The sequence below is a fragment of the Rahnella inusitata genome (assembly GCF_965118895.1).
Taxonomy (GTDB): domain Bacteria; phylum Pseudomonadota; class Gammaproteobacteria; order Enterobacterales; family Enterobacteriaceae; genus Rahnella; species Rahnella inusitata_A.
Genome location: NZ_CBCPJJ010000004.1, coordinates 85,644 through 109,591, shown reverse-complemented (window position 1 = coordinate 109,591; position 23,948 = coordinate 85,644). Strand labels below are relative to the sequence as shown.

Annotated in this window: 22 protein-coding genes; 12 read left to right on the top strand and 10 right to left on the bottom strand. The window is 52.9% G+C overall.

From position 1 onward, the window contains the following. Nucleotides 1-27: 27 nt before the first annotated feature. The 9 genes from ACMHLI_RS04315 to sanA all read left to right on the top strand — a co-directional run bounded on the left by ACMHLI_RS04315 (nucleotide 28) and on the right by sanA (nucleotide 8,770). Nucleotides 28-609 (top strand): lipoprotein, encoded by a 582-nt coding sequence (locus ACMHLI_RS04315; protein ID WP_413528404.1) that lies wholly within the window; start codon nucleotides 28-30, stop codon nucleotides 607-609. A gap of 220 nt (nucleotides 610-829) precedes the next feature. Further along, entirely contained in the window at nucleotides 830-1,558 is a 729-nt protein-coding gene (gene artP, locus ACMHLI_RS04310; RefSeq protein ID WP_413528477.1) for an arginine ABC transporter ATP-binding protein ArtP, read from the top strand. 48 nt (nucleotides 1,559-1,606) lie between these two features. Next, a complete protein-coding gene (gene artJ / locus ACMHLI_RS04305) occupies nucleotides 1,607-2,338 on the top strand; it encodes an arginine ABC transporter substrate-binding protein (protein WP_413528403.1) in 732 nt (243 codons plus the stop codon). A gap of 12 nt (nucleotides 2,339-2,350) precedes the next feature. Beyond that, the gene (gene artQ, locus ACMHLI_RS04300; protein WP_413528402.1) at nucleotides 2,351-3,067 is read left to right on the top strand and encodes an arginine ABC transporter permease ArtQ; all 717 of its coding nucleotides are present in this window, start codon (nucleotides 2,351-2,353) and stop codon (nucleotides 3,065-3,067) included. After that, nucleotides 3,067-3,735, top strand: a complete 669-nt coding sequence (gene artM / locus ACMHLI_RS04295) for an arginine ABC transporter permease ArtM (protein WP_112166430.1) — start codon at nucleotides 3,067-3,069, stop codon at nucleotides 3,733-3,735. The genes artQ and artM overlap by 1 nt, the downstream gene beginning before the upstream one ends. Before the next feature lie 236 nt (nucleotides 3,736-3,971). Continuing rightward, nucleotides 3,972-4,706 (top strand): arginine ABC transporter substrate-binding protein, encoded by a 735-nt coding sequence (locus ACMHLI_RS04290; RefSeq protein WP_413528401.1) that lies wholly within the window; start codon nucleotides 3,972-3,974, stop codon nucleotides 4,704-4,706. Nucleotides 4,707-4,877: 171 nt separating this feature from the next. Next, nucleotides 4,878-5,762, top strand: a complete 885-nt coding sequence (gene cdd, locus ACMHLI_RS04285; protein ID WP_413528400.1) for a cytidine deaminase — start codon at nucleotides 4,878-4,880, stop codon at nucleotides 5,760-5,762. 169 nt (nucleotides 5,763-5,931) lie between these two features. Next, a complete protein-coding gene (locus ACMHLI_RS04280) occupies nucleotides 5,932-7,629 on the top strand; it encodes an NAD-dependent malic enzyme (RefSeq protein ID WP_413528399.1) in 1,698 nt (565 codons plus the stop codon). A 217-nt stretch (nucleotides 7,630-7,846) separates the two neighbouring features. Beyond that, the gene (gene sanA / locus ACMHLI_RS04275) at nucleotides 7,847-8,770 is read left to right on the top strand and encodes an outer membrane permeability protein SanA (RefSeq protein WP_413528398.1); all 924 of its coding nucleotides are present in this window, start codon (nucleotides 7,847-7,849) and stop codon (nucleotides 8,768-8,770) included. 63 nt (nucleotides 8,771-8,833) lie between these two features. Here sanA and mglC read toward each other — a convergent pair whose 3' ends face one another. The 7 genes from mglC to ACMHLI_RS04240 all read right to left on the bottom strand — a co-directional run bounded on the left by mglC (nucleotide 8,834) and on the right by ACMHLI_RS04240 (nucleotide 17,370). Further along, nucleotides 8,834-9,844 carry a galactose/methyl galactoside ABC transporter permease MglC gene (mglC, locus tag ACMHLI_RS04270; RefSeq protein ID WP_413528397.1) on the bottom strand — a complete coding sequence of 337 codons (1,011 nt, stop codon included), beginning with the start codon at nucleotides 9,842-9,844 and terminating at the stop codon, nucleotides 8,834-8,836. Between the two features lie 18 nt (nucleotides 9,845-9,862). Next, nucleotides 9,863-11,395, bottom strand: a complete 1,533-nt coding sequence (mglA, locus tag ACMHLI_RS04265; RefSeq protein ID WP_413528396.1) for a galactose/methyl galactoside ABC transporter ATP-binding protein MglA — start codon at nucleotides 11,393-11,395, stop codon at nucleotides 9,863-9,865. A 227-nt stretch (nucleotides 11,396-11,622) separates the two neighbouring features. Next, the gene (mglB, locus tag ACMHLI_RS04260) at nucleotides 11,623-12,621 is read right to left on the bottom strand and encodes a galactose/glucose ABC transporter substrate-binding protein MglB (protein ID WP_413528395.1); all 999 of its coding nucleotides are present in this window, start codon (nucleotides 12,619-12,621) and stop codon (nucleotides 11,623-11,625) included. 249 nt (nucleotides 12,622-12,870) lie between these two features. Continuing rightward, on the bottom strand, nucleotides 12,871-13,914 hold the full coding sequence (gene galS / locus ACMHLI_RS04255) for an HTH-type transcriptional regulator GalS (protein ID WP_413528394.1): 1,044 nt from the start codon (nucleotides 13,912-13,914) through the stop codon (nucleotides 12,871-12,873). Nucleotides 13,915-14,183: 269 nt separating this feature from the next. Further along, complete coding sequence (yeiB, locus tag ACMHLI_RS04250; protein ID WP_413528393.1) at nucleotides 14,184-15,338, bottom strand: DUF418 domain-containing protein YeiB; 1,155 nt, start codon at nucleotides 15,336-15,338, stop codon at nucleotides 14,184-14,186. A gap of 113 nt (nucleotides 15,339-15,451) precedes the next feature. Then, a complete protein-coding gene (gene folE, locus ACMHLI_RS04245) occupies nucleotides 15,452-16,117 on the bottom strand; it encodes a GTP cyclohydrolase I FolE (protein ID WP_413528392.1) in 666 nt (221 codons plus the stop codon). Nucleotides 16,118-16,242: 125 nt separating this feature from the next. Further along, complete coding sequence (locus ACMHLI_RS04240; RefSeq protein ID WP_413528391.1) at nucleotides 16,243-17,370, bottom strand: YbfB/YjiJ family MFS transporter; 1,128 nt, start codon at nucleotides 17,368-17,370, stop codon at nucleotides 16,243-16,245. Nucleotides 17,371-17,558: 188 nt separating this feature from the next. Here ACMHLI_RS04240 and ptrR point away from each other — a divergent pair, with 188 nt between their 5' ends. The 3 genes from ptrR (at nucleotide 17,559) to ACMHLI_RS04225 (ending at nucleotide 20,170) form a co-directional block, all read left to right on the top strand. Further along, the gene (gene ptrR / locus ACMHLI_RS04235; protein ID WP_413528390.1) at nucleotides 17,559-18,518 is read left to right on the top strand and encodes a putrescine utilization regulator PtrR; all 960 of its coding nucleotides are present in this window, start codon (nucleotides 17,559-17,561) and stop codon (nucleotides 18,516-18,518) included. A gap of 11 nt (nucleotides 18,519-18,529) precedes the next feature. Further along, on the top strand, nucleotides 18,530-19,387 hold the full coding sequence (gene fghA, locus ACMHLI_RS04230; RefSeq protein WP_413528389.1) for an S-formylglutathione hydrolase: 858 nt from the start codon (nucleotides 18,530-18,532) through the stop codon (nucleotides 19,385-19,387). Between the two features lie 312 nt (nucleotides 19,388-19,699). Continuing rightward, the gene (locus ACMHLI_RS04225) at nucleotides 19,700-20,170 is read left to right on the top strand and encodes a type II toxin-antitoxin system PemK/MazF family toxin (RefSeq protein WP_413528388.1); all 471 of its coding nucleotides are present in this window, start codon (nucleotides 19,700-19,702) and stop codon (nucleotides 20,168-20,170) included. 207 nt (nucleotides 20,171-20,377) lie between these two features. Here the strand turns inward: ACMHLI_RS04225 and gsiD are convergent, their stop codons facing one another. The 3 genes from gsiD to gsiB all read right to left on the bottom strand — a co-directional run bounded on the left by gsiD (nucleotide 20,378) and on the right by gsiB (nucleotide 23,905). Beyond that, on the bottom strand, nucleotides 20,378-21,298 hold the full coding sequence (gene gsiD, locus ACMHLI_RS04220) for a glutathione ABC transporter permease GsiD (protein ID WP_413528387.1): 921 nt from the start codon (nucleotides 21,296-21,298) through the stop codon (nucleotides 20,378-20,380). A gap of 8 nt (nucleotides 21,299-21,306) precedes the next feature. Continuing rightward, entirely contained in the window at nucleotides 21,307-22,227 is a 921-nt protein-coding gene (gene gsiC, locus ACMHLI_RS04215; protein WP_413528386.1) for a glutathione ABC transporter permease GsiC, read from the bottom strand. A 121-nt stretch (nucleotides 22,228-22,348) separates the two neighbouring features. After that, a complete protein-coding gene (gene gsiB, locus ACMHLI_RS04210; RefSeq protein WP_413528385.1) occupies nucleotides 22,349-23,905 on the bottom strand; it encodes a glutathione ABC transporter substrate-binding protein GsiB in 1,557 nt (518 codons plus the stop codon). Nucleotides 23,906-23,948 lie beyond the last annotated feature (43 nt).

Genomic DNA, 23,948 nt, shown 5'->3' with positions numbered 1-23,948 from the left:
ACGTTCAATCTTTCAGTAAGGAATACAATGAAAAAGAAAATTCTTGCCGCCGCCCTCCCTTTGGCATTGATGCTCAGTGCCTGTACCACGGTCGAACCTGCGTATAAAGATATCGGCAGCCGCACGGCACCGTGCATTGATGGCGGCCCGGACACGGTTGCCCAGCAGTTTTTTGACTTCCGCATCAAACAAGGCGGCAGCGGGTTACCGAACTCCAGCCAGCTCGCCGCATATCGCCCTTATCTGAGCACCGGTTTGTATGACGCATTGTTGAAAGCGCAATCCCAGCCGAAAGTCGATATCGCCGCGTCTCCGAACGAGAAAGCCGGCGTCGGCTCCGGCGATGGTGACGTGTTCTCCAGCCTGTTTGACGGCCCGACGTCTGCGTCTGTCGACAGCGCCTCGACCATTCCCAACACCGATGCCCGTAATATTCCTCTGCGTGTGACCTTCACACATGAGAAAGATAAAGGCGCGTCCACAACGTGGAAAGATGAAGTGCTGATGGTTCGTGAAGGCAAATGCTGGACCGTGGATGACGTCCGTTATATGGCAGATCTCGATTTTGCCTCCAGCGGCACGTTGCGCCAGGTTTTGGAAAATCAGTAACCGGTTTGTTTCCTGAAAAAAACCTAAAAAAGCGTATGCATAATGTTGGTTAATGATGAATAACGTCATTGACCAACATCTGCGTCACAGTGATGCAACAATATCTTGTGCTACACTTTGGCATTCCTGCGGCGACAGATAATTTTTAACCCGCGATCGTTGCATAACTATGCTGTGGAAGTTACCATCTGCGGCATCAATGGCTATTCACTATTTGCGCATGAGTATTCAACTTAATAGCATCAACTGCTTCTACGGCGTGCATCAGGCGCTTTTTGACATCCAGCTCAACTGCCCCGCTGGTGAAACACTGGTTTTACTTGGGCCAAGTGGTGCAGGCAAAAGCTCCCTGTTACGTGTTCTGAACCTGCTGGAAATGCCGCGTTCAGGCACATTGCAAATCGCCGGTAACACCTTCGATTTCACCCGCAAGCCGGATGAAAAAGCGGTCCGCGAACTGCGTCAGAACGTCGGAATGGTCTTCCAGCAATACAACCTGTGGCCACACCGCACCGTGCTCGACAACTTACTGGAAGCCCCGATGCGTGTATTGGGTCTGACAAAAGATGTCGCGATGGAGCGTGCCAAAAAATTGCTGACCCGTCTGCGACTGACCGACTACGCCGACCGTTTTCCTCTGCACCTTTCCGGTGGCCAGCAACAACGTGTGGCGATTGCCCGCGCCCTGATGATGGAACCTCAGGTCTTGCTGTTTGATGAACCGACTGCCGCGCTGGATCCGGAAATTACCGCCCAAATCGTCAGCATCATCAAAGAACTGGCCGGTACCGGGATCACACAAGTTATCGTGACCCACGAAGTGGAAGTGGCGCGTAAAACCGCCAGCCGCGTGGTGTACATGGAAAATGGACGCATCGTGGAGCAAGGCGACGCCTCTGTGTTTACGCAGCCGCAAACCAAAGAGTTTGCCAGCTACCTGTCCCATTAATGTTTTTGTCTATAAAACCATCAATTGATGTTTTCTACGGAGTTAGCGATGAAAAAATTAGTAATTGCCGCGGTTCTGGCTACCGTCAGTTTGTCAGCCAGCGCTGCTGACACTATCCGTTTCGCGATGGAAGCGTCTTATCCTCCGTTTGAGTTTGTAGATTCCCAGAACCAGATCCAGGGTTTTGACGTCGACCTGGCCAACGCCATGTGTAAAGAGATGCAGGCCACCTGTACCTTCACTAACCAGGCGTTCGACAGCCTGATCCCAAGCCTGAAATTCCGTCGTTTTGACGCGGTGATCTCCGGGATGGACATCACCCCAGAGCGCGAAAAACAAGTCGCCTTCACCAATGCGTATTACGACAACTCTGCGCTGTTCATCGCGCACTCCGGCACATTCACTGACGTCGCGTCGCTGAAAGGTAAACGTGTGGGGATGCAAAACGGCACCACCCATCAGAAATACCTGATGGATAAACATCCTGAAATCACTGCTGTGCCTTATGACAGCTATCAGAATGCCGTATTGGATCTGAAAAATGGTCGTCTGGATGCCGTATTTGGTGATACCGCTGTGGTCAACGAATGGCTGAAGCAAAATAAAAACCTTGCCGCCGTGGGTGACAAAATCACCGACCCGACCTATTTCGGTACCGGTCTGGGCGTTGCAGTTCGTCAGAACAATACTGAATTGCTGACGAAATTGAATGATGCACTGGCGAAAGTAAAAGCTGACGGCACTTACAAGACGCTGTATTCAAAATGGTTCCAGCAATAAGTTTGCCTATCAATGAATGAATTCCAACCTTTAGTAAGCGCCGCCGGGATGACCGTCGGCCTTGCCGTTTGTGCGCTGATCCTCGGCCTTGTTCTGGCGATGATTTTCGCTGTCTGGGAATCTGCGCCGTGGAAGCCACTTAGCTGGCTGGGCACCGCGTGGGTTACCGTGCTGCGCGGCTTGCCGGAAATTCTGGTGGTGCTGTTCATCTATTTCGGTTCCTCACAACTGCTGATGGTGCTGGCCGATGGCTTTAGCATCAACCTCGGGCTGTTCGCCATCCCGGTCAAGTTGCCTATCGAAAACTTCGAAGTCAGCCCGTTCGTCTGTGGTGTGATCGCCCTGTCTCTGCTCTATTCAGCCTATGCCTCGCAGACCCTGCGCGGCGCGCTGAAAGCCGTACCGCAGGGCCAGTGGGAATCCGGTCAGGTGTTAGGGATGAAGAAGGCGGCGATTTTCTTCCGTCTGATCATGCCGCAAATGTGGCGTCACGCGCTGCCGGGCCTGAGCAATCAATGGCTGGTGCTGCTCAAAGACACCGCGCTGGTCTCGCTTATCAGCGTGAACGACCTGATGTTGCAAACCAAAAGTATCGCGACCCGTACTCAGGAGCCATTTACCTGGTACGTGATTGCCGCCTGCATTTATCTGCTTGTCACCCTGTTCAGCCAGTTCGTGATCAAACGAATCGAACTGCGTACCACCCGCTTTGAACGGAGTGCTTCCTGATGTGGGAATATTTACCTGAAGTCCTGAAAGGATTGCACACCAGCCTGACGCTGACCGTGGTCGCACTGGTTGTGGCACTGGTGCTGGCAATGCTGTTCACCGTGATCCTGACGTTGAAACTGCCGGTCATCAGCCAGATCGTGAAAGGCTATATCACGCTGTTCACCGGTACACCGCTGCTGGTGCAAATCTTTCTGATTTACTACGGTCCGGGGCAATTTCCGTCGATCCGGGAAATCCCGTGGTTATGGGAAGTCCTTTCGCAACCGTGGCTGTGCGCGATGTTTGCGCTGGCGCTGAACAGTGCGGCGTACACCACCCAGCTGTTTACCGGCGCGGTGCGGGCGATCCCGTCCGGCCAGTGGCAATCGTGCGAAGCGCTGGGCATGTCAAAAGCGCAAACGCTGCGTATTCTGCTGCCCTATGCGTTTAAACGTGCACTCTCCTCCTATTCTAATGAAGTGGTGCTGGTCTTCAAAAGTACCTCGCTCGCTTACACCATTACCCTGATGGACGTGATGGGTCACAGCCAGCTGATGTATGGCCGGACCTACGACGTGATGGTGTTTGGGGCCGCCGGTCTGGTCTATCTGTGCGTCAACGGTTTACTGACCCTGATGATGCGCCTGATAGAGCGACGTGCGCTGGCGTTTGAACGCCGTAACTGATTGCTCAGGTTGCATATATCACACAGGAAGGGACGAGAAATCGTCCCTTTTTTTCTGTCTCCGGCAGGCGTGCTTATTCTCTTTTATAATTTTTTAATCAAATTTATTGCATACAAATTCATTTAATGGCACTTTGTTTTACAGGTTTCACTTCCTGCCAGTTACCCGATTACATTAATAAAATCAGTAAACTGAACCGCGAAGGGAATGTCATTTTTTGAACAGGAATGTATTGCATGAAAAAGCTTATCCTTGCTGCTGTTTTATCTGCCACTGCTTTCGCTGCTACTGCGGCGGACACCATCCGTTTCGGAACATCCGCAACCTATCCCCCTTTCGAGTCGATGGATGCCAATAACCAGATCGTCGGGTTCGATATCGATCTGGCCAACGCGGTGTGTAAGCAGATGCAGGAAACCTGTACCTTCACCAACCAGCCTTTCGATGGCCTGATCCCGGCGCTGAAATTTCGCCGTTTTGACGTGATCATTTCCGGCATGGACATCACCGAAGAGCGCAGCAAACAGGTCACTTTCACCCAGCCGTACTATGCCAATACCGCGATGATCATCGGGCCGAAAGGCAAATTTTCCTCAATGGCTGACCTGAAAGGCAAACGCGTCGGGCTGGAAAATGGCACCACGCACCAGAAATACCTGATGGAAAAACATCCTGAGATCACCACCGTCGGATATGACAGCTATCAGAATGCGATTCTGGATCTGAAAAGTGGTCGTCTGGACGGCCTGTTGGGTGACACAGCTGTGCTGAATGGCTGGCTGAAATCCAACCCGAATCTGGGCGAAGTCGGAGAGCTGATTAAAGATCCGCAATACTTTGGTACCGGCGTGGGTATGGCAGTGCGTCCTGAGAATAAAGCACTGCTGGCGAAACTTAATGCGGCGCTGGAAGGGATCAAAGCCAACGGCGAATATCAGAAGATCAATGATAAGTGGTTCCCTGCGCATTAATTCCTGTTACACCCTTCTGAAAGCCGCCTGCCAGGGCGGCTTTCTGCGTAACATCTCTCAAATTTGCAACGCCGATGCATGCATTTCATTAAAATAGTGACATTCATCACACTTAGTTCATGAAATGACTTCTACACTGTTAAACCGTAACTACTTCGAGATCGAATGTTTATGCACGCACGTTTTCACACCGCCTTTGCGGCACTCCCTGAAAATCTGTCCTCCGCCCTTGAGCCGTTTCTGCGACACGATGACTTCCCGGCAATGCTCACTGCGGCAGACGTTGCGCAAGTAAAACAGGCGACCGGACTCAACGACGATGCGCTGGCGTTTGCGCTGTTGCCTCTCGCTGCGGCCTGCTCCGTCACCCCGATTTCACATTTCCACGTTGGCGCGATTGCCCGCGGAACCTCCGGCAACCTGTATTTCGGTGCCAATATGGAGTTCGCCGGTGCGCCGATGCAACAGACCGTTCACGCCGAACAATCCGCCGTGACGCACGCCTGGCTGCGGGGTGAAAACCGTCTGGCTTCCATCACGGTCAACTACACCCCTTGCGGTCATTGCCGTCAGTTTATGAATGAACTGACCAGCGGCACGGCACTGGATATTCACCTGCCGGAACGCGACGTCGCCACGCTGGGTGATTACCTGCCGCACTCTTTTGGCCCTAAAGATCTGGACATCACCACCCTGCTGATGGACAAGGTCGATCACGGCTATCAGCTCGATAACGCCGATACCCTGACGTTGCTGGCGCTGGATGCCTGCAATCAAAGCCACGCGCCATACAGCAAGTCTTACAGCGGTGTCGCGCTGGAAACGCACAGCGGCAAGCAGTTCGCCGGGCGCTATGCCGAAAACGCCGCGTTCAACCCGAGCCTGCCACCGCTTCAGGCGGCACTGATCCTGCTGAACATGTCCGGTGAAGATTGCCTGAAAGTGCGCCGCGCGGTGCTGGTCGAGAATTCCGACGCGCTGCTCACACAAAACGACGCTACCCGCGCCACGCTAAAAGCCATTGGCTGCGAAGAAGTGAACACGGTGACCTGCTGAATCACCGCAGTGACGTGATCCAGATAACACTAAAGACTCCGTTCGCGGAGTTTTTAGTTACATAACATTGTCATTACATTTGTAATTTGAATTCGTCTTTTCCTCTCTGTTACCCTCATGTCTCTAAAAAATAAAAAACACCATTCTGAGCCCCCGGAAGAGTAAAATCATGGAACTTGAATACGAAAGCAAACGTCCGCTGTATATCCCGCATGCCGGCCCTATCCTGTTAGAATTCCCATTACTGAATAAAGGCAGCGCGTTCACCGAAGAAGAGCGCAACAATTTCAACCTTCACGGCCTGCTGCCAGAAGCGGTTGAAACCATTGAAGAACAGGCCGACCGCGCCTATCGCCAGTTCCAGAATTTCAAAACCGACATCGACAAGCACATCTATCTGCGCAACATTCAGGATACCAACGAGACGCTGTTTTACCGTCTGCTGGACAGTCACCTGAGCGAAATGATGCCGGTGATTTACACCCCGACCGTCGGCGAGGCCTGCGAGCATTTCTCCGATATCTACCGCCGTGCCCGTGGCCTGTTCATCTCCTACCCGAACCGCGCGCACATTGACGATATGTTGCAAAACGCCACCAAACAACACGTGAAAGTGGTGGTGGTGACCGACGGCGAGCGCATTTTGGGCCTCGGCGATCAGGGCATCGGCGGCATGGGTATTCCTATCGGTAAGCTCTCGCTGTATACCGCCTGTGGCGGCATCAGCCCGGCGTACACCCTGCCGGTCGTGCTCGATGCGGGTACCAATAACCCGCAACTGCTTAATGACCCGCTGTACATGGGCTGGCGTCATCCGCGCATTACCGGCGAAGAGTACGACGCATTCGTCGATGAGTTCATCCAGGCAGTGAAAATTCGCTGGCCGAACGTGCTGTTGCAGTTCGAAGATTTTGCGCAGAAAAATGCGATGCCGCTCCTCACCCGCTACCGCGATGAGCTGTGCTGCTTCAACGATGACATTCAGGGCACCGCGTCCGTGGCGCTGGGCAGCCTGATTGCCGCCAGCAAAGCCGCCGGTGGCAAGCTGAGCGATCAGACTGTCGCATTCCTGGGTGCCGGTTCCGCAGGTTGCGGTATCGCTGAGCAAATCGTCGCACAGATGAAATCCGAAGGTCTGAGCGAAGAAGAAGCACGCGGACGCGTCTTCATGGTTGACCGCTTCGGCCTGTTGACCGACAAACTGCCGAACCTGCTGGATTTCCAAAGCAAGCTGACGCAAAAAAGCAGCGAACTGGCTCACTGGGATCTGGCAAACGACAGCATTTCTCTGCTGGACGTGGTGCGTCACGCCAAACCTACCGTGCTTATCGGCGTATCAGGCCAGCCGGGGCTGTTCACTGAAGAGATCATCCGCGAGATGCACAAGCACTGTGCGCGTCCGGTGGTGATGCCGCTGAGCAACCCGACTTCCCGCGTCGAAGCCACACCTGCGGATATTCTGAACTGGACCGACGGCGCCGCGCTGGTCGCCACCGGCAGCCCGTTCGCGCCGGTCAGCCTTAAAGGCAAGCTGTACCCTATCGCACAGTGTAATAACTCCTTCATCTTCCCGGGGATCGGCCTGGGCGTGATTGCCTCCGGCGCCACGCGCGTCACCGACGGAATGCTGATGGCCGCCAGCCGCACGCTGGCAGAATGTTCGCCGCTGGCAACCGAAGGTACCGGCTCATTGCTGCCGGACGTCGATGATATTCAGGGTGTGTCAAAATGCATCGCGATGGAAGTCGCCAAAGCGGCGCAGTTGCAGGGTGTGGCGATGGTGACGTCGGAAGATACGCTGTCGAAAGCTATCGAACGCAACTTCTGGGCACCGCAGTACCGGACGTATAAACGTACGTCATTCTGATATAAAGAAAGACTGGCTACCATCGGGACCAATGCCTCGCGCATTGGTCTTTTTTTTGCGTAAATTGCGGCCCGCTACGCGTTCAGGTAAGTAATTTCATGAAAAGTGCTGAAAAAACCCGCGAAGGCCGGTGATGCAGAGTTCAACGTATTGCGTCACCCTGGCAGGTAAAGTAGCCTTGGATCCGATTTCCATCCGATCATAAACAGGGATACCTATGATTAAGCGAATTATAGCTGGCGTTATCGGCATCGTTGTTCTGATGCTGGCAGTCGCTATTGGGCTTGATCGTTGGATCAGTTTGCGCACGCAGCCATATATCTACGACGAAGTACAATCGTTGCCACATCGTCAGGTCGGCGTGGTGCTGGGCACCTCAAAATATTACCGCACCGGCGTCATCAATCAGTATTACCTCTACCGGATCCAGGGCGCGATCAACGCCTACAACAGCGGTAAAGTGAAGTATTTACTGTTGAGCGGCGACAACGCGCAGCAAAGTTACAATGAACCAAGCACCATGCGACGCGACCTTATCGCAGCCGGTATCCCTTCCAGCGATATCGTGCTCGACTACGCCGGTTTCCGCACCCTCGATTCCATCGTGCGCACCCGCAAGGTTTTCGACACCAACGATTTCATCATCATCACCCAGCGTTTCCACTGTGAGCGCGCGCTGTTTATTGCGCTACATATGGGGATTCAGGCGCAATGTTTCGCCGTGCCATCGCCAAAAAACATGCTCAGCGTCCGCAGTCGTGAAATCTTCGCCCGCCTCGGTGCACTGACGGATCTCTATTTGCTCAAACGCGAACCGCGCTTCTTAGGCCCGCTGATCCCGATCCCGGCCATCCACAACGTTCCCGATGATGCGCAGGGCTACCCTGCCGTCACCCCAGAGCAGGTTCTGGCGTTACAACAGCAACTGGAAGCCGAGAAGAAAGCCGCAGAAGCAAAAGCGGCGGCTGAGAAAGCCGCAGCAGACAAAGCCGCTGCCGATAAAGCTGCAGCTGATGAAGCCGCCAGAGTGAAGGCAGAACAGGAAGCCAATGACGCGGCGCAGGATGAAACGGAAGATGTGGAACCGACGGCAAAACCGGAGCCAGTTAAACCCGTGGGCAGAAATCCGTTTCAGCAGTAATCGCATCTTTCAGCAAAACTAAAAAAGGGCGCATATGCGCCCTTCATGTTTCCCGCCAAAAACTTATTTCTTCTTAGCGTATTTCAAGGAGTCCAGCGCCACCGCGAAGATGATGATGCTGCCCTTGATGATGTACTGCCAGTAGGGGTTAACGCCGATGTAGGTCAGGCCGTAGTTGATGACGGTAAAGATAAGTACACCGGTCACCACACCTGCCACAGAGCCCACACCACCGGCGAAGGACACGCCGCCGACCACACAGGCTGCGATAGCATCTAACTCATACATAAAGCCGAGGTTGTTGGTCGCACTGCCGATACGCCCTGCTTCCAGTAATCCACCAAATGCATAGAACACACCGGACAACGCATAAATCATGATCAGGTTTAACGGGACGTTAACACCTGAAACTTTCGCGGCTTCCGGGTTACCGCCGATGGCGAAAATATTTTTACCGAAGCGGGTTTTATTCCACAACACCCAGACGAAGGCGATAGCAATCACGGCGTAGAAGGTGATGTAGGAAAGCTTCAGGCCGCCCAGGTGAATAAAGCCCTGTGCAAACTGTGAGAAGCCCGGATCAAAACCGGCAACCGGCGATGAACCCACATAGTCGTAATAAAGGGAGTTAATCCCGTAAACGATAATCATCGTACCCAGCGTGGTAATAAACGGGGTGACGTTCAGATAGGCGATAATAATACCGTTAAGCAAACCAATCAGCGCGCCAACGATACACACGGTCAGAATGACCAGGGGGATCGGCACCACTTCAAGATTCGGGAACACCTTGTTCACGTTATCCATCGCCTGCAGCATGGTCGCTGCAACAACCGCGGCCAGACCGACCTGACGCCCGGCTGACAGGTCAGTACCCTGTGTCACAATCAGACCCGCGACGCCCAGTGCAATAATGACGCGCACGGAGGATTGAGTCAGAATATTACTTAAGTTGACCAGACTGAGGAAGCTGGGATCCTGGATAATAATAATCGCCAGTAATACCAGCAACACCACATAAATCCCGCCCTCTTTTAAATAAGTGAGCACACTTTTCTTATTTAATGCTTTCATAATAAGAACCCTTAAAAATTAGAGATGCAAGGAAGCCAGGCGTAAAATTTCGTTCTGCGATGTATTTTTGGTGTCAACAATACCCGCAACCTGTCCATTACTCATAACCAATATTCTGTCAGTAATACCCAGCAACTCTGGCATTTCAGAGGAGATAATAATGATCCCCTTTTCTCTTTTCGCCAACTCGGTGATTAACTGGTAAATTTCAAATTTCGCCCCAACGTCAATCCCACGCGTCGGTTCGTCAAGCATCAATATTTCCGGCTTGGTTAATAACCAGCGCCCGATAATGACTTTCTGCTGATTACCACCTGACAATGAACCAATACTGGTTTTATGCCCCGGCGTTTTTACCCGCATGGAGTCGATCACCCATTGGGTGTCACTTTTCATTCGGGCCGTATCGAGCAGGCCGACTTTATTTTTATATTGGCGAATATTTGAAATCAGCGAGTTAAAACCGATATCCAGATACGCATAAATACCGGTTGAACGTCGTTCTTCCGTCACCAGCGCAAAGCCGTGATTAATCGCTTCGTTCGCGCTGTGGTTATTAATTTTTTTGCCGTGCAGTTTAATGGTACCGGAGACTTTCTCGCGAATACCAAACAGCGTTTCGACAATATCGGTACGTTTCGCGCCCACCAGACCGGCAATCCCGAGAATTTCACCTTTGTGTAAATCAAAGGAGATATCACGGATCGAAGGCTGACGCAGCGAGGTCAGATTACGCACTTCGAGGATCACTTCGCCCGGTACATTCAGACGATCCGGGAATCGCTGGCTCAGGGAACGGCCGACCATCATGGAGATAATTTTATCCATGTCGAGGCCTTCCAGCGGCTGCGTGATGATCCACTGGCCGTCGCGAAGAATAGTGATTTCATCGCACAGCTGGAAAATTTCTTCCATCTTATGAGAGATATACACAATGCCGCAGCCACGGTCTTTCAGCTTACGGATAATGGTGAACAGGTGGTTCACCTCTTTTTCCGTCAGCGAGGAAGTGGGTTCGTCCATGATGACGATTTTTGCATTGTAAGAAAACGCCTTGGCGATTTCGATCATCTGCATCTGCGAAACCGACAACTTACCCACCTTATCACGCGGGTCGATATCAATGTCCAGTTCGTCAAAAATCGCTTTGGTGTCTTTGTACATTTTGTCCTGATCGACAAAAATGCCTTTCGTCGGGTAACGTCCCAGCCACATGTTGTCCATGACGGTACGTTGTAATACCAGGTTTAATTCCTGATGCACCATCGACACGCCCTTTTCGAGCGCTTCTTTCGAACTTTTAAAATTAACTTCCTGTCCCTGAAAAAGAATCGTACCGGAGTCTTTACTGTATATCCCGAAAAGGCATTTTAATAATGTGGATTTACCGGCACCATTCTCACCCATCAGGGCATGAATAGAGCTAGGGCGTACTTTTAAATTCACATTATCCAACGCCCTGACTCCAGGAAATGATTTGTTGATACCACTCATTTCCAGCAGGAATTCGTCCGGCTTTTGTGTTGTGTCAGATAACGAATTATCGGCCATAGTTGTACCTGGCTAAAGATAAAAATAAACGGGTGTATTAATACCTGATGTCAGCCCTGCCAGCGGTCATTACTCTCACCACTGGCAGGGCGACATGACGTCCTGTCAGATAAGCATTAACGTTAGGTCATACTTAGTCTTTTTTTACGGCTTAACCGCAATTATTTATGCCACTGCTTAGCTTTGTTTTTCTATTGCTGTCGCTCTTTGCTGCTTTTTTCGTTTTCTTATTTCACGAATGAAGACAGATTGTCTTTATCAACCGCGACGTAAGGAATACGAACGACTTTATTATCCAGCTTCCAGTTGGTGCCTTCTGCAGCTGGTTTACCGGCTGCCAGATTTCTTGCCAGATCAAAGGTCGCTTTCGCCTGATTGTTGGCATCGTTGAGAACGGTACCGGCCATTGCGCCAGATTTCACCAGCGCCAGCGCTTCTGCCAGGGCATCGACACCGAACACAGGGATGCTGGATTTGTTATGAGATTTCAGTGCTTCGACTGCGCCCATTGCCATCGCGTCATTGTTGGCAATAACCACTTCGATTTTGTTGGCGTTCGGGCCAGACAACCAGGCATCCATCTTGTCTTTCGCCTGTGCGGTATCCCACATAGCGGTATCAAGTTGCAGCTGGTCAGTTTTCAGGCCTTCTTTACCGTTCAGGGTACTGATGACATATTTGGTACGTGCTTCAGCATCCGGGTGGCCCGGCTCGCCTTTGATCAGAACGTACTGGATCACGCCGTCTTTGTTCAGGTCCCAGGCCGGTGTTGCTTTCCAATGTTTAGCAATCAGCTCACCCTGGATAATACCGGACTCTTTAGAGTCAGTACCGACGTAATAGGCTTTGTCGTAGCTGTCCAGATCTTTACGGGAAGGTTCTTTGTTATAGAAAACAACAGGAATGCCAGCACCGCGGGCTTTCTCAATGATGACCGGAGCCGCCGCCGGGTCAACCAGGTTGATGGCCAGAGCTTTCACACCCTTCGCCAGCATAACGTCTACCTGATCGTTCTGGGTGGACTGGCTGTTTTGCGAGTCATTCATCAGCAGCTGCACGTCCGGCGTCGCTTTCGCATCTTTTTCGATGGCTTTGCGCACTTCGGACATGAAGTTATCGTCATATTTGTAGATGGTAACGCCGATTTTAGTATCAGCAGCGTGCGCAGCAAAACCAAACATCATGCTTGCAGCCAGAGTCGCCAGGGTGAAGACCTTCTTATTCATTTGTATCTCCGGTTATGTAGGGTGTTACAGAATTTGGCACCGGAAATCCATGTGGGAGCAGTACAGCTCCACGTCATGTGTGGGGTGCCTGCCATCCTTGACCTATAACGTCCTGTCTCGCTGTGAAACCAGTCCGGTAAGCCGGACACAAAGTGAATCATGTCGAAAACGAATGAATCATAATGGGCGCGATGTTAATAAACTGTGAAAGTTCTCACAGATTGAAAACGGTTACATCGCGTTATTTGATCAATAAGTGACGGGTGCCACATTTTGCCACGGTGCAACGGAATGCCGTCTGACCAGCGTTGGCATAAAACAGTGCGAAATACCTTCAGATAACTGTTCTGCTGCGCCTTTTAACGCCAGTTCAGTCGCCAGCGTTGCCATAGAAACGATCGGATAACGTACCGTGGTCATTTTCGGGCTGGTGTAACGAGCGATCGGAATGTCATCAAAACCTACCAGCGAAAAATCATTCGGGACGTTAATTCCGTTCTCTTTCAACACCGCCATCGCACCGGCGGCCATTGAATCGTTGTAGGTAAATACCGCGCTGAGGTGCAGATTACGCCCCAGCAGCTCTACCATCGCCGCCTCACCGCCCTGCAAATCTGGCGAACCCTGTGCGCGCCAGATGGCCGGCGGCGCGTCATACGTCTGATGTGACTGCGTCATTGGCTGCGTCATCGCCTGCACATAGCCCTGATAGCGCTGCACATCATCCTCTATCGCATGGCTCGAACCGATGTAACCAATGCGCTGATGCCCCTGTGACAGCAGCAGACGCGTCGCCATTTCCGCGCCGCTGACATTGTTCAGCCAGACACAGCGGTGCTCGTAGCCCGGAATGACACGGTTAATCAGCACCATGCCGGAAACCTGATCCATAAAGCGTGCCAGCTCATCATCGCCCAGCGCTTTGGAATGCACGATGAGTGCGTTACAGCGCTGACGAATCAGTACTTCAATGGCGTGCCTTTCTTTTTCAGCAATATGATAGCTGTTACCTATCAAAACATATTTCTGATGTAACTGAGCGACGGTATCAACCGCTTTCACCAGTGCGCCAAAAAAAGGATCGGAGACGTCCATCACCACCACGCCGATGGTGTCGCTGCTTTGCGTTGCCAGCGCCTGCGCATTGGCATTCGGCCGATAACCTAAGGTTTCGACGGCGCGTAACACCTGCTCGCGAGCCTCTTTACTGGCAATAGAAGGATTGTTCAGAACCCGCGAAACAGTAGCGACTGAGACCCCCGCGAGACGTGCGACATCACGAATGGTGACCATTTGTCGCTCCGTGATCTGCCAGGCTTTGGTAAGGAGGAATACGGAAATTAATCACCCAGGAGGTAAATAACGCAGAGAATGAGAAGCGAGGTGAAGTGCTCATGGCGTTTCCTTATTAGAGTAGTGGTCGTCAGACTGGCACGACCGCTATCCTAATCATTTTGTGGAAACGCCTGCGTGAATCTCGTCACAGGAAAGAAAACGTTTACATACAATTATGCAACGTCCATCTCAAATCTATCATTTAGAGTGATGTGACGGTGTAAAATTCAGGCAGATTTAAGTTCGACGCCCGAGGCTTTGACGGTCAGTTTGCGCCAGATCCATTCGACCGGCCCCTGCCGGAAATACCGCAACCAGACCAGCGTGAACAGCAAATTACCTGCCCAGACCAGCGGCACCAGCGCCAGCAACTGTAAGCGGTCAAAGTGCATAAAGAAGCCGAATACGTTGAAGAAGGTGGTGCAGATGAGCGTCTGGAGCAGATAGTTGGTCAACGCCATGCGGCCGACCTGCGAGATCCAGCGCACGAGGCGCCAGCCAGAAATCACCGACCAGAAGCCGTAACACAGCGCCAGATAGCTGACGGCTTGCATCAGCGAACCGATTTCACGCGGCACCTGTAACAGAAAACCGCTCCAGCGATAGTCCCAGCCGGTCTTCCACTGCATATAAATCGCCGGGATTTGAATGAATAATGAAAGCGGTAACAGTGCCGCCGCCACTTTGCGGTAATGCGACTCACGGAATTCACCTTTCAACCAGCCGCTGCGCATCAGCCCTGAGCCAATCAGCATCGCGCCCGCCAGTTCCCAGCCGTATTGCGCACCGATTGCCAGCAGGCTTGAGGACAACAAATCCAGCCGGTTTTGAATCGCTTCCCAGCCGCCTTTCAGCTTCCAGAATTGTTCATACTGTATTTCCGCCGGGCCAGGTAACCAGAACGTACCCGGCGACGGAGATGAAATCAGGCCGAGCATCGCCAGCACGGCGACGCCAATCATATACAGGATAATACCGGTCGAAATCAGCGACTGGCTGCTGCGCCCTTCCCGCACCATGCGCCAGCACACCAGACCGATCAGCCCGTAGGACAGCAAAATATCGCCATCCCACAGGAAAATGGCGTGCAGAAATCCGCAAAGCAACAGTAATGACAATCTCGCCTGGATCCAGTGCTTGCCTCGCGGTAGCAGTAAATACAGGCCGCCGCCAAACAGCATCGCGAACATCATCAGGAATTTGCCCTGCGCGAAAGTATCAAGCACTGCCCATGTCCAGCTATCAGACGTCGATGGCACGCCGGAATAACCCGGATTCAGATAAGCCGCCTTGGGTAATCCAAAGGCGCTGATATTAAGCAGAAGAATGCCAAAAATGGCGAGGCCACGGGCAAAGTCGAGCGTGGCAATACGTGAGCGCATACCAGACGTTCCTGTTAACGTTAAGGTGCAAAAAGTTGCGGACTCCAGACAGACTAACGGCACCCATAAGGTGCCGCAATATCAAACTTTCTGTCCGGTCAAAGCGTCATCGCTTAGCTAGCGTGTCTGACAGTTCGCAGGAATTCCTGACGTGTATTCTGGCTTGATTTGAACAATCCGCCCAGAGACGTGGTGGTGGTGGCGCTGGTCGCGTCACGCACGCCGCGCGCTTTCACGCAGTAATGCACGGCGTCAATCGAAACGGCCACGTTGGTGGTGCCGAGCAGAGTCTGCAAGGCCACCAGAATTTGCTGGGTCAGACGCTCCTGAACCTGCGGACGCTGCGAGAAGAACTGTACGATGCGGTTGATTTTCGACAGACCAATCACGGTATCTTTCGGGATATACGCCACGGTCGCTTTGCCGTCGATGGTCACGAAATGGTGTTCGCAGGTGCTGGTCAGGGTGATATCGCGCACGGTAACCATTTCATCGACCTTCATCTTATTTTCGATGACGGTGATTTTTGGGAAGTTGGCGTAATCAAGCCCGGAGAAGATTTCATCGACGTACATCTTGGCGATACGGTTTGGCGTTTCTGCCAGACTGTCGTCGGAGAGATCCAGATTCAGAAGCTGCATGATACCGGTCATGTGTTCCTGGATCCGCTGCTTGCGCGTTTCATTGTCGATAGGCAAAGCTTCACGCAGAGGGGTTTCCAGACCACGGACTAACAGGGCCTCATGGACCAAAATGGCTTCTTTACTCAGGGTAGGCATTCTTTCTTCTCCGGCAGATGTAATCACTTTGACGTAGATCACGCCAAAGTGAGGTGGCTTACTGTAGTGGAGAGCGGAAACAGAATCCAGTAATTGTGTTTCATGATGGATGAAATAGCTGCAAGTTATCGTTTATGCCTGAACACTAAAGTCCCCGCGATAATAAATCCGACAAAGGCGACATACAGCGCAGGCTCCAGACGGTGGGTCAGCGCGGTGGAAATGGCCGACAAGACCGGACCGCACAACTGGCCGACCGCATATCCGGTGGTCAGCAGCCCTGCCATATACCGGCTGTGATTGGGCGCCAGCTCGCGGCTGCATTGTAATGCCAGCTGCACTACGCTGAGGAATCCACCGCCCGTGAGCAATGCGCCCAGCACCAACCCGCTCACCCCCGGTACCACTTCGGCACACAAAATACCGAGCGCCTGGATCCATAGCGTCAGCGCCAGACGCCGGTGCGTGGTCAGGCAGTGACGGGTCAGAATACCGATCACAATGCCGATCACTGCCGCGCCCCCAAACACCGGCCAGACAAACTGTGCAAACAGGCTGTCTGGAAAACGTGCGTTAGCCATCTGCGAAAGAAACGTTGCGGGCAGGATATAACCGAAACCCGCCAGACTGTAGCTCCACACTAAGCGTTTTAGTGCAGGCGTCATCACCAGCGGATCGGCCGCGACGTGCGAGCGATGCAAATCCCCTTTACGTGGCAGATTCGGCGTGATAATCGCCACAAAAATCAGCGCCAGTACACCATATACGCACCACGCCTGCGCAGAACTCAGCTGCAAACTGTGGATACCGACTGCCAGCATACCGCTGAGGAAAATCCCCGCGCCCGGACCGGCAAATATCGCCGCGCTCATCGCCGGACGACCGAAATGCGCCAGCCGCTCGTTACACCATGCCGCGACCATCACCATCGCCCAGCCGCTGGTCCAGCCAATCAGAAAACGCACGACGCTGTGCAGCACTTCGCCGGAAATCACCGCCGACAGCAAGGTCAGCACCACCCCGCCCCACACGCCCAGCCACAGGCGGCGCTCAAGATGTTTCGTCGCACGCATGGCATCGAACGCACCGCACAAATAGCCGAGATAGTTGAAGGCCGCCACCAGCCCCGCCCCGGTCAGCGTAAACTGATGTTCAGCTATCATTAAAGGAACCTGTGGCGTAAAGGCAAAGCGCCCGATACCCATTGCGACCACAAAGGCCAGAAAACCACTTAGCGCAATACGAAAAGCCATAACTGCTCCGATAAGAGAAACCGCGACGCAACATAATAGAAACAATGAGTAAACATACTCAAGGCCGATCACCGATAACAGTGTCTTTCCAAAAGAAAGTTGTCAGACAGGATGCAGGAAAGTTACAATCACGAAAACTGAATAATACAAACCAAGTTACTTACGAAAAGAGAACGCAGGAACACCTCATGGATCTTACCCAGTTGCGAATGTTTTGCTGCGTGGCAAAAACCGGATCGCTCGCGCGCGCGGCGGAGCAGTTACACCGCGTGCCGTCGAACCTGACGACCCGCCTGCGCCAGCTTGAGCTCGAACTGGGCACGGATTTGTTCATCCGCGAGAAACAACGCATCCGCCTTTCTGCGATGGGCCATAACTTCCTTAATTACGCCGAGCGCATTCTGGCGCTGAGCGATGAAGCAATGAGCATCACCCACGCGGGCGAACCGGCTGGGAATTTCGCACTGGGCTCGATGGAAAGCACAGCCGCGACGCGTCTCCCTTCGTTGCTCGCTGCCTATCATCAGGCGTTTCCGCAGGTGGCGCTCTCACTGGTCACCGGTACCTCCGGCGAAATCATCGACAGCGTGCGGGCTGGTCGTCTCGCAGCGGCGCTGGTGGATGGCCCGATCGATTTTGACGATCTCAATGGTTGTATCTCCTATCGCGAGCGCATGGTGGTGATTAGCCCGCCCGATGAATCACCGCTCAAACCGCCCGCCGGGCGCAGCGGCCACACCGTTTTTGCCTTCCGCCCGAGCTGTTCCTACCGCCAGCGATTACAGGCCTGGATCAAAGAGATGAACGTACCGGTGGCCAACACCCTGGAGATTCAGTCCTACCATTCCATGATGGCGTGCGTGGCCAGCGGTGCGGGGATCGCCATGGTTCCGCGCTCGGTGCTCGAACAGCTGCCCGGCCACGAGCGGGTCCAAATCCACGATATTCCTGACCAATTTGCCGATACCGCCACCTGGCTTATCTGGCGTCGGGATGCATTCAGCCCCAACGTCCGGGCGCTGAAAGAACAGATCATCGTCCAAAATGACGGCGTGATCCCGTTACTCAAACACCCTCTGTCCTCCGAAGAAGTGGATTTGATGCACGAAACTGAATCCATCCGTAACGTTATTCATTTTAACCATTAAGGAAAGTGTTGATGAGCAGCTCGATTGAACTCCTCGAAGAGCACCGGATGTTTGGCGGCTGGCAGCAGCGCTACCGTCATACCTCGGCAAGCCTGAACTGTAATATGACGTTCAGTATTTATCTGCCACCGGCGAAAGATGATACCCCGCCGCCGGTGTTGTACTGGCTGTCCGGCCTGACCTGTAATGATGAGAACTTCACGACCAAAGCCGGTGCGCAGCGCGTCGCAGCCGAACTTGGTTTGGTTCTGGTAATGCCGGATACCAGCCCGCGCGGTGAAGGTGTCGCTAACGATGACGGTTACGATCTCGGTCAGGGCGCAGGTTTTTACCTCAACGCCACGCAGGCCCCGTGGGCGGCACATTACCGGATGTACGATTATCTGGTAGACGAGCTGCCAGCGCTGATCAATGGCCATTTCAAAGTCAGCGATCGCCAGTCAATCTTCGGTCACTCGATGGGTGGCCACGGTGCGCTGATGCTGGCATTACGCAATCCCCAGCGTTTTCGCTCGGTTTCTGCCTTCGCGCCGATTGTCAATCCGGCACAGGTGCCGTGGGGGCGCAAAGCGTTCAGTGCGTATCTGGGTGATGACGAGAGCCAGTGGCTGCAATACGACAGCTGTCACCTGCTGAGTTCGCTGCCTGCGGATCAAACACCGTTCCCAATTTTAATTGATCAGGGTGATGGCGATCAGTTCCTGGCGGATCAGCTTCAGCCCTCAAAACTGGCAGAAATTGCCCGCCAGCGCGGCTGGCCGGTAACGCTTCGCGCGCAGCCGGGATACGATCACAGTTACTTTACGATTGCGTCGTTTGTGGAAGAGCATTTGCGGTTCCACTCGGGATATTTGCACCCGAAGACATGAGTTCAGGGATGCCTTTTAAAACGCATGTGTAAAACTTTCGGTTTATCACCTGTAGTAAGCGCCTAACTCGCTGCGTCGAAACCAACCAAAGGGGGCCATTCTCGGCCCTCTCTGGGATCTCTACGTCTTTTTAATTAGCTTTTAAATATTCGGTTTCAATGTATTTATCAAATAGATAATTTTCGAATGTAATTTCGATGTAATTACTTTTATTTATTGGAAGACATCTCGTATTTAGCAGAACCGGTTATTGGCAGGTATTATAAGTCACGATATGTTCTTTTCTTTTTGAATGCAAAGAAAGGAAATCGAATGCCAATCAACTTTAAACCCAAAATCGGGCAGATTCTCAACTGTAACTATGGACTCTACCCGATAGATATTAACGGGAACGTTATCCCCGATAGGGTTGATGCCCACATGCCGCCAGAAATGATTAAACAAAGACTGGTCATCGTTCTCAATGGCAGACTCAATAACAATTCCTCGATAGTTGTCCCCTTATCAACAACAAAAAATGAATGTAAGTTAAGTAAAGGGATACATGTCGAGTTAGAATCAGGTTTAATCGCTGATCTAAAGCACTTTCGTTCTAAAACATGTTGGGCGAAATGCGATCTGGTTCAGACAGTCAGCAATAATCGTCTGAATAAACCGATATTAGCTAATCGTGGAAGATTATCGCAGTGCATCCCTAATAAAATAGTTACATTAATCCAGATAGCGGTGATTCGTTCTATCAATGCAAACATTTTTTTAGTTAAAGATTCAATTTCAGCTTGATCCTATTCTCTACCTTGATAATATATTCGTGTTGCCCTTAGAGGCCTTTAAGCTTCACCCTTTCCCCTTGAGGGACCGCGAAGCCCGATTATTTATAATCGGGCTTCTGCATTAGCAGCGGGCTAAAGCTCACTCAATATAAAACAATCACCCATTTCCCCCGTTCCAAAGAACACATGGGACATTTGGGGGCTTCCCCCCAAAACACTAACTTTTTAATTTCGGATCCAGCGCATCCCGCAATCCATCGCCCAGCAAATTAAACGCCAATACGGTCAGGAAAATCGCCAGACTCGGGAAGATCGCCACATGCGGAGCCATCACCATGTCGGCCCGCGCCTCATTAAGCATCGCGCCCCACTCCGGCGTCGGCGGCTGGGCGCCCATGCCGAGGAACGACAGGCTCGCGGCAGTGATGATTGACGTCCCGATACGCATTGTGAAATACACCACAATCGACGACAGCGTACCCGGCAGGATATGCCGGAACAAGATTGTGGTGTCGGAGGCACCGATGCTGCGGGCGGATTCGATGTAGGTTTGTTGCTTAAGCACCAGCGTGTTGCCACGCACCAGCCGTGCGAACGCCGGAATACTGAAGATGGCGACGGCAATGATTACGTTCGACATGCCGTTGCCCATCACGGCTACGACGGCGATGGCCAGCAGGATGCCGGGGAAAGCGAACAAAACATCGCAGATGCGCATGGTGATGCGATCCCACCAGCCTTCATAATATCCCGCCAGCAGGCCGAAGACTGTGCCGATGGCGGCACCGAGGACGACCGAGAGCACCCCGGCGGTCAGTGAGATACGGGTGCCCATCAGGATGCGGCTGAAAATATCACGCCCGAGAGAGTCCACGCCGAGCCAGTGCATCATCGACGGACCTTCGTTCAGGCGGTCGTAATCAAAATAGTTTTCCGCATCAAACGGCACCAGCCAGGGCGCGAAAATTGCGGCGGCTATCAGCAGCAGGATAAAAGCGCCCGCAATCATCGCAATATGCTGCCTGCGAAAACGCCGCCAGAACGCCTTCCACGGTGTCCTTACCGCCTGTGATGTAGTGGTTTCTGCCGTCACCATCGGCAGGCCCGCGAGTACGGCATTTCGCCGCCAGTTTTTCATGCGCTTGCTCACTTGTATCGGATAGAAGGGTTAATCACGGCGTACAGCATGTCCACCAACAGGTTGATCAGGATGAACTCCAGCGAGAACAGCAGCACTTCGGCCTGGATCACCGGGTAATCGCGCATTTCGACCGAATCCACCAACAACCGCCCTAACCCCGGCCAGTTGAAGACTTTTTCGACCACAATCGAACCGCCGAGCAGGAACCCAAACTGTAAGCCCATCATGGTCACTACCGGGATCATCGCGTTACGCAGGCCGTGTTTTATTACCACCATGCCTTCGTGAACGCCCTTCGCCCGTGCGGTACGCATGTAATCTTCCTGCATCACCTCGACAAAAGAGGCGCGGGTAAAGCGCGCCATGATCGCCGCCACGGCCGCCCCCAGCGTAATGGAGGGCAGAATGTAATGCTGCCAGCTGTCGGCGCCCACGGTCGGCAACCAGCCAAGCTGGACGGAGAAGACCTGCATCAGCAACATGCCGAGAGCAAAAGCAGGAAAGGAGATACCGGAAACGGCGAGCGCCATGCCGAGACGATCCGGCCAGCGGTTGCGCCAGACGGCAGACACTACGCCGATCACCAGCCCGAAAATCACCGACCACACCATACTGGTCAGCGTCAGCCAGAAAGTCGGCATAAAGCGGGAACTGATTTCATCGATGACCGGACGCTTCGAGACCATCGAATGACCGAAATCACCGGTCAGCGCATTGCCAAAGAAAGTGAGAAACTGCTGATACAGCGGCTTATCCAGCCCCAAATCCTGCCGCACCAGCGCCACAACGCTGGCATCGGCATCCTGACCGGCCATCAGCCGCGCCGGATCGCCTGGCAAAAGATGCACAAACAAAAAGACCAACACGGCCACAATCAGCAGTGTCGGGATCAATCCAAGCAGTCGTTTTAGAAAATAATTCAGCATGACAAATCAGATACGTTCATTAGTTCATCCGAGATACACGGGGCTAGCGCGGCGTGGGCATCCCTGCGGGATCCCATCACCGTGCTTCCCCTAAAATGAAACGCTGTAAAAACAGAGATAATTATTTCACATCTGCTTCATCAAAACTGAACGCGGTGTCGGGCATCACATAGAAACCGCTCAGGCGTTTGTTTTTCGCTGATACCAGACGTTCGGTCACTAAGAAGGCCCACGGCGCGTCGGTCCAGATTTGTTTCTGGGCATCGGCGTACAGTTTGGCTTTCTCGGCTTTGTCGGTGGTTTTCAGCGCGTCGGTCAGATCTTTATCCACCTGCGCATTGCTGTAAAACGCCGTGCCGAATTGTTTCGGCGGAGCCGCCTGGGTGGAGAACAGTGGCGACAGCGCCCAGTCAGCTTCGCCCGTGGAGGCAGACCAGCCGGTGTAGAACATGCGTACGCCTGCGTCTTTCTGCCCGACGTTCTCAACCTGCGCCGCACGCTGCGCGGCATCCATTGCCGTCACGTTCACTTTGATGCCCACCTGCGCCAGCTGCTGCTGGGTAAACTGCAAAACTTTCTGCGCGGTGCTGTTGTTATGCGACGACCACAGTGTGGTGGTGAAACCCTCCGGATAGCCCGCTTCTTTCAGCAGCGCTTTGGCCTTGGCCGGATCGTAAGGCCAGGGTTTGAATTTCGCGGCGTACTCAATACCCTGTGGCAACGGCCCTTCGGACGGCACGGCATAACCGGCAAACGCCACTTTGATGAGCGCCTGTTTGTTGATGGCGTAGTTGATTGCCTCACGCACTTTGACGTTATCAAACGGCTTTTGCGTGACGTTCAGGCTGATGTAGCGATGCAGGATCGACGGTGCGGTAACCAGATCCAGCTTCGGATTTTTCTCCAGCAAGGCGGCCTGCTCGTAAGGCACCGGGAAGGCGAAATCCGCTTCACCGGTTTGCAGCATCGCCGCGCGGGTGTTGTTGTCTACCACCGGACGCCAGGTAATGGTGTCGAGTTTGGTTTCGCCTTTCTTCCAATAGCCGTCAAATTTCTTCACTTTTACAAAGTCAGTCTGGTTCCACTGTTCCAGCGTATACGGGCCGGTACCGACCGGATGGAAACCAATGTCTTTGCGATATTTAGTCAGCGCCGCCGGAGAGATAATCACCGCAGACGGGTGCGCCAGAATGTTGATGAACGCCGAGAACGGTTCTTTCAGGGTGATTTTCACCGTGGTGCCATCTACCGCTTCGGTGCTGGCGATATTTTTAAACAGGTTATAACGCTTCAGGTGGCTGTCAGGGTTGCTGGCGCGGTCAAAGTTGACCTTCACCGCCGCCGCATTGAAATCCGTACCATCCTGGAATTTAATACCCGGATGCAGTTTGATGGTGTACACCAGACCGTCTTTGCTCACCGTGTAGCTTTCCGCCAGCACGTTCTCCAGCTTCATATTTTTATCGAAGCCGAACAGTCCCTGATAGAAGGATTTAGCCACCGCCTGCGATAGCGTGTCGTTGGCGTCATAAGGATCGAGCGAGGTGAAGTTAGAGCCTACGGCGACCACCACGTCTTTGGCTGCCCACGCAGAGGCGGACGCCAGCGAACCGAAAACAGCGGCAGCGAGCACGGCCTGACGGACAACGTTCTTACCTTTACGTTTCTGCTGATTCATGTCAGTTCCTTTTCCTGTCTTACCCGTTTGTCATACAAGATTG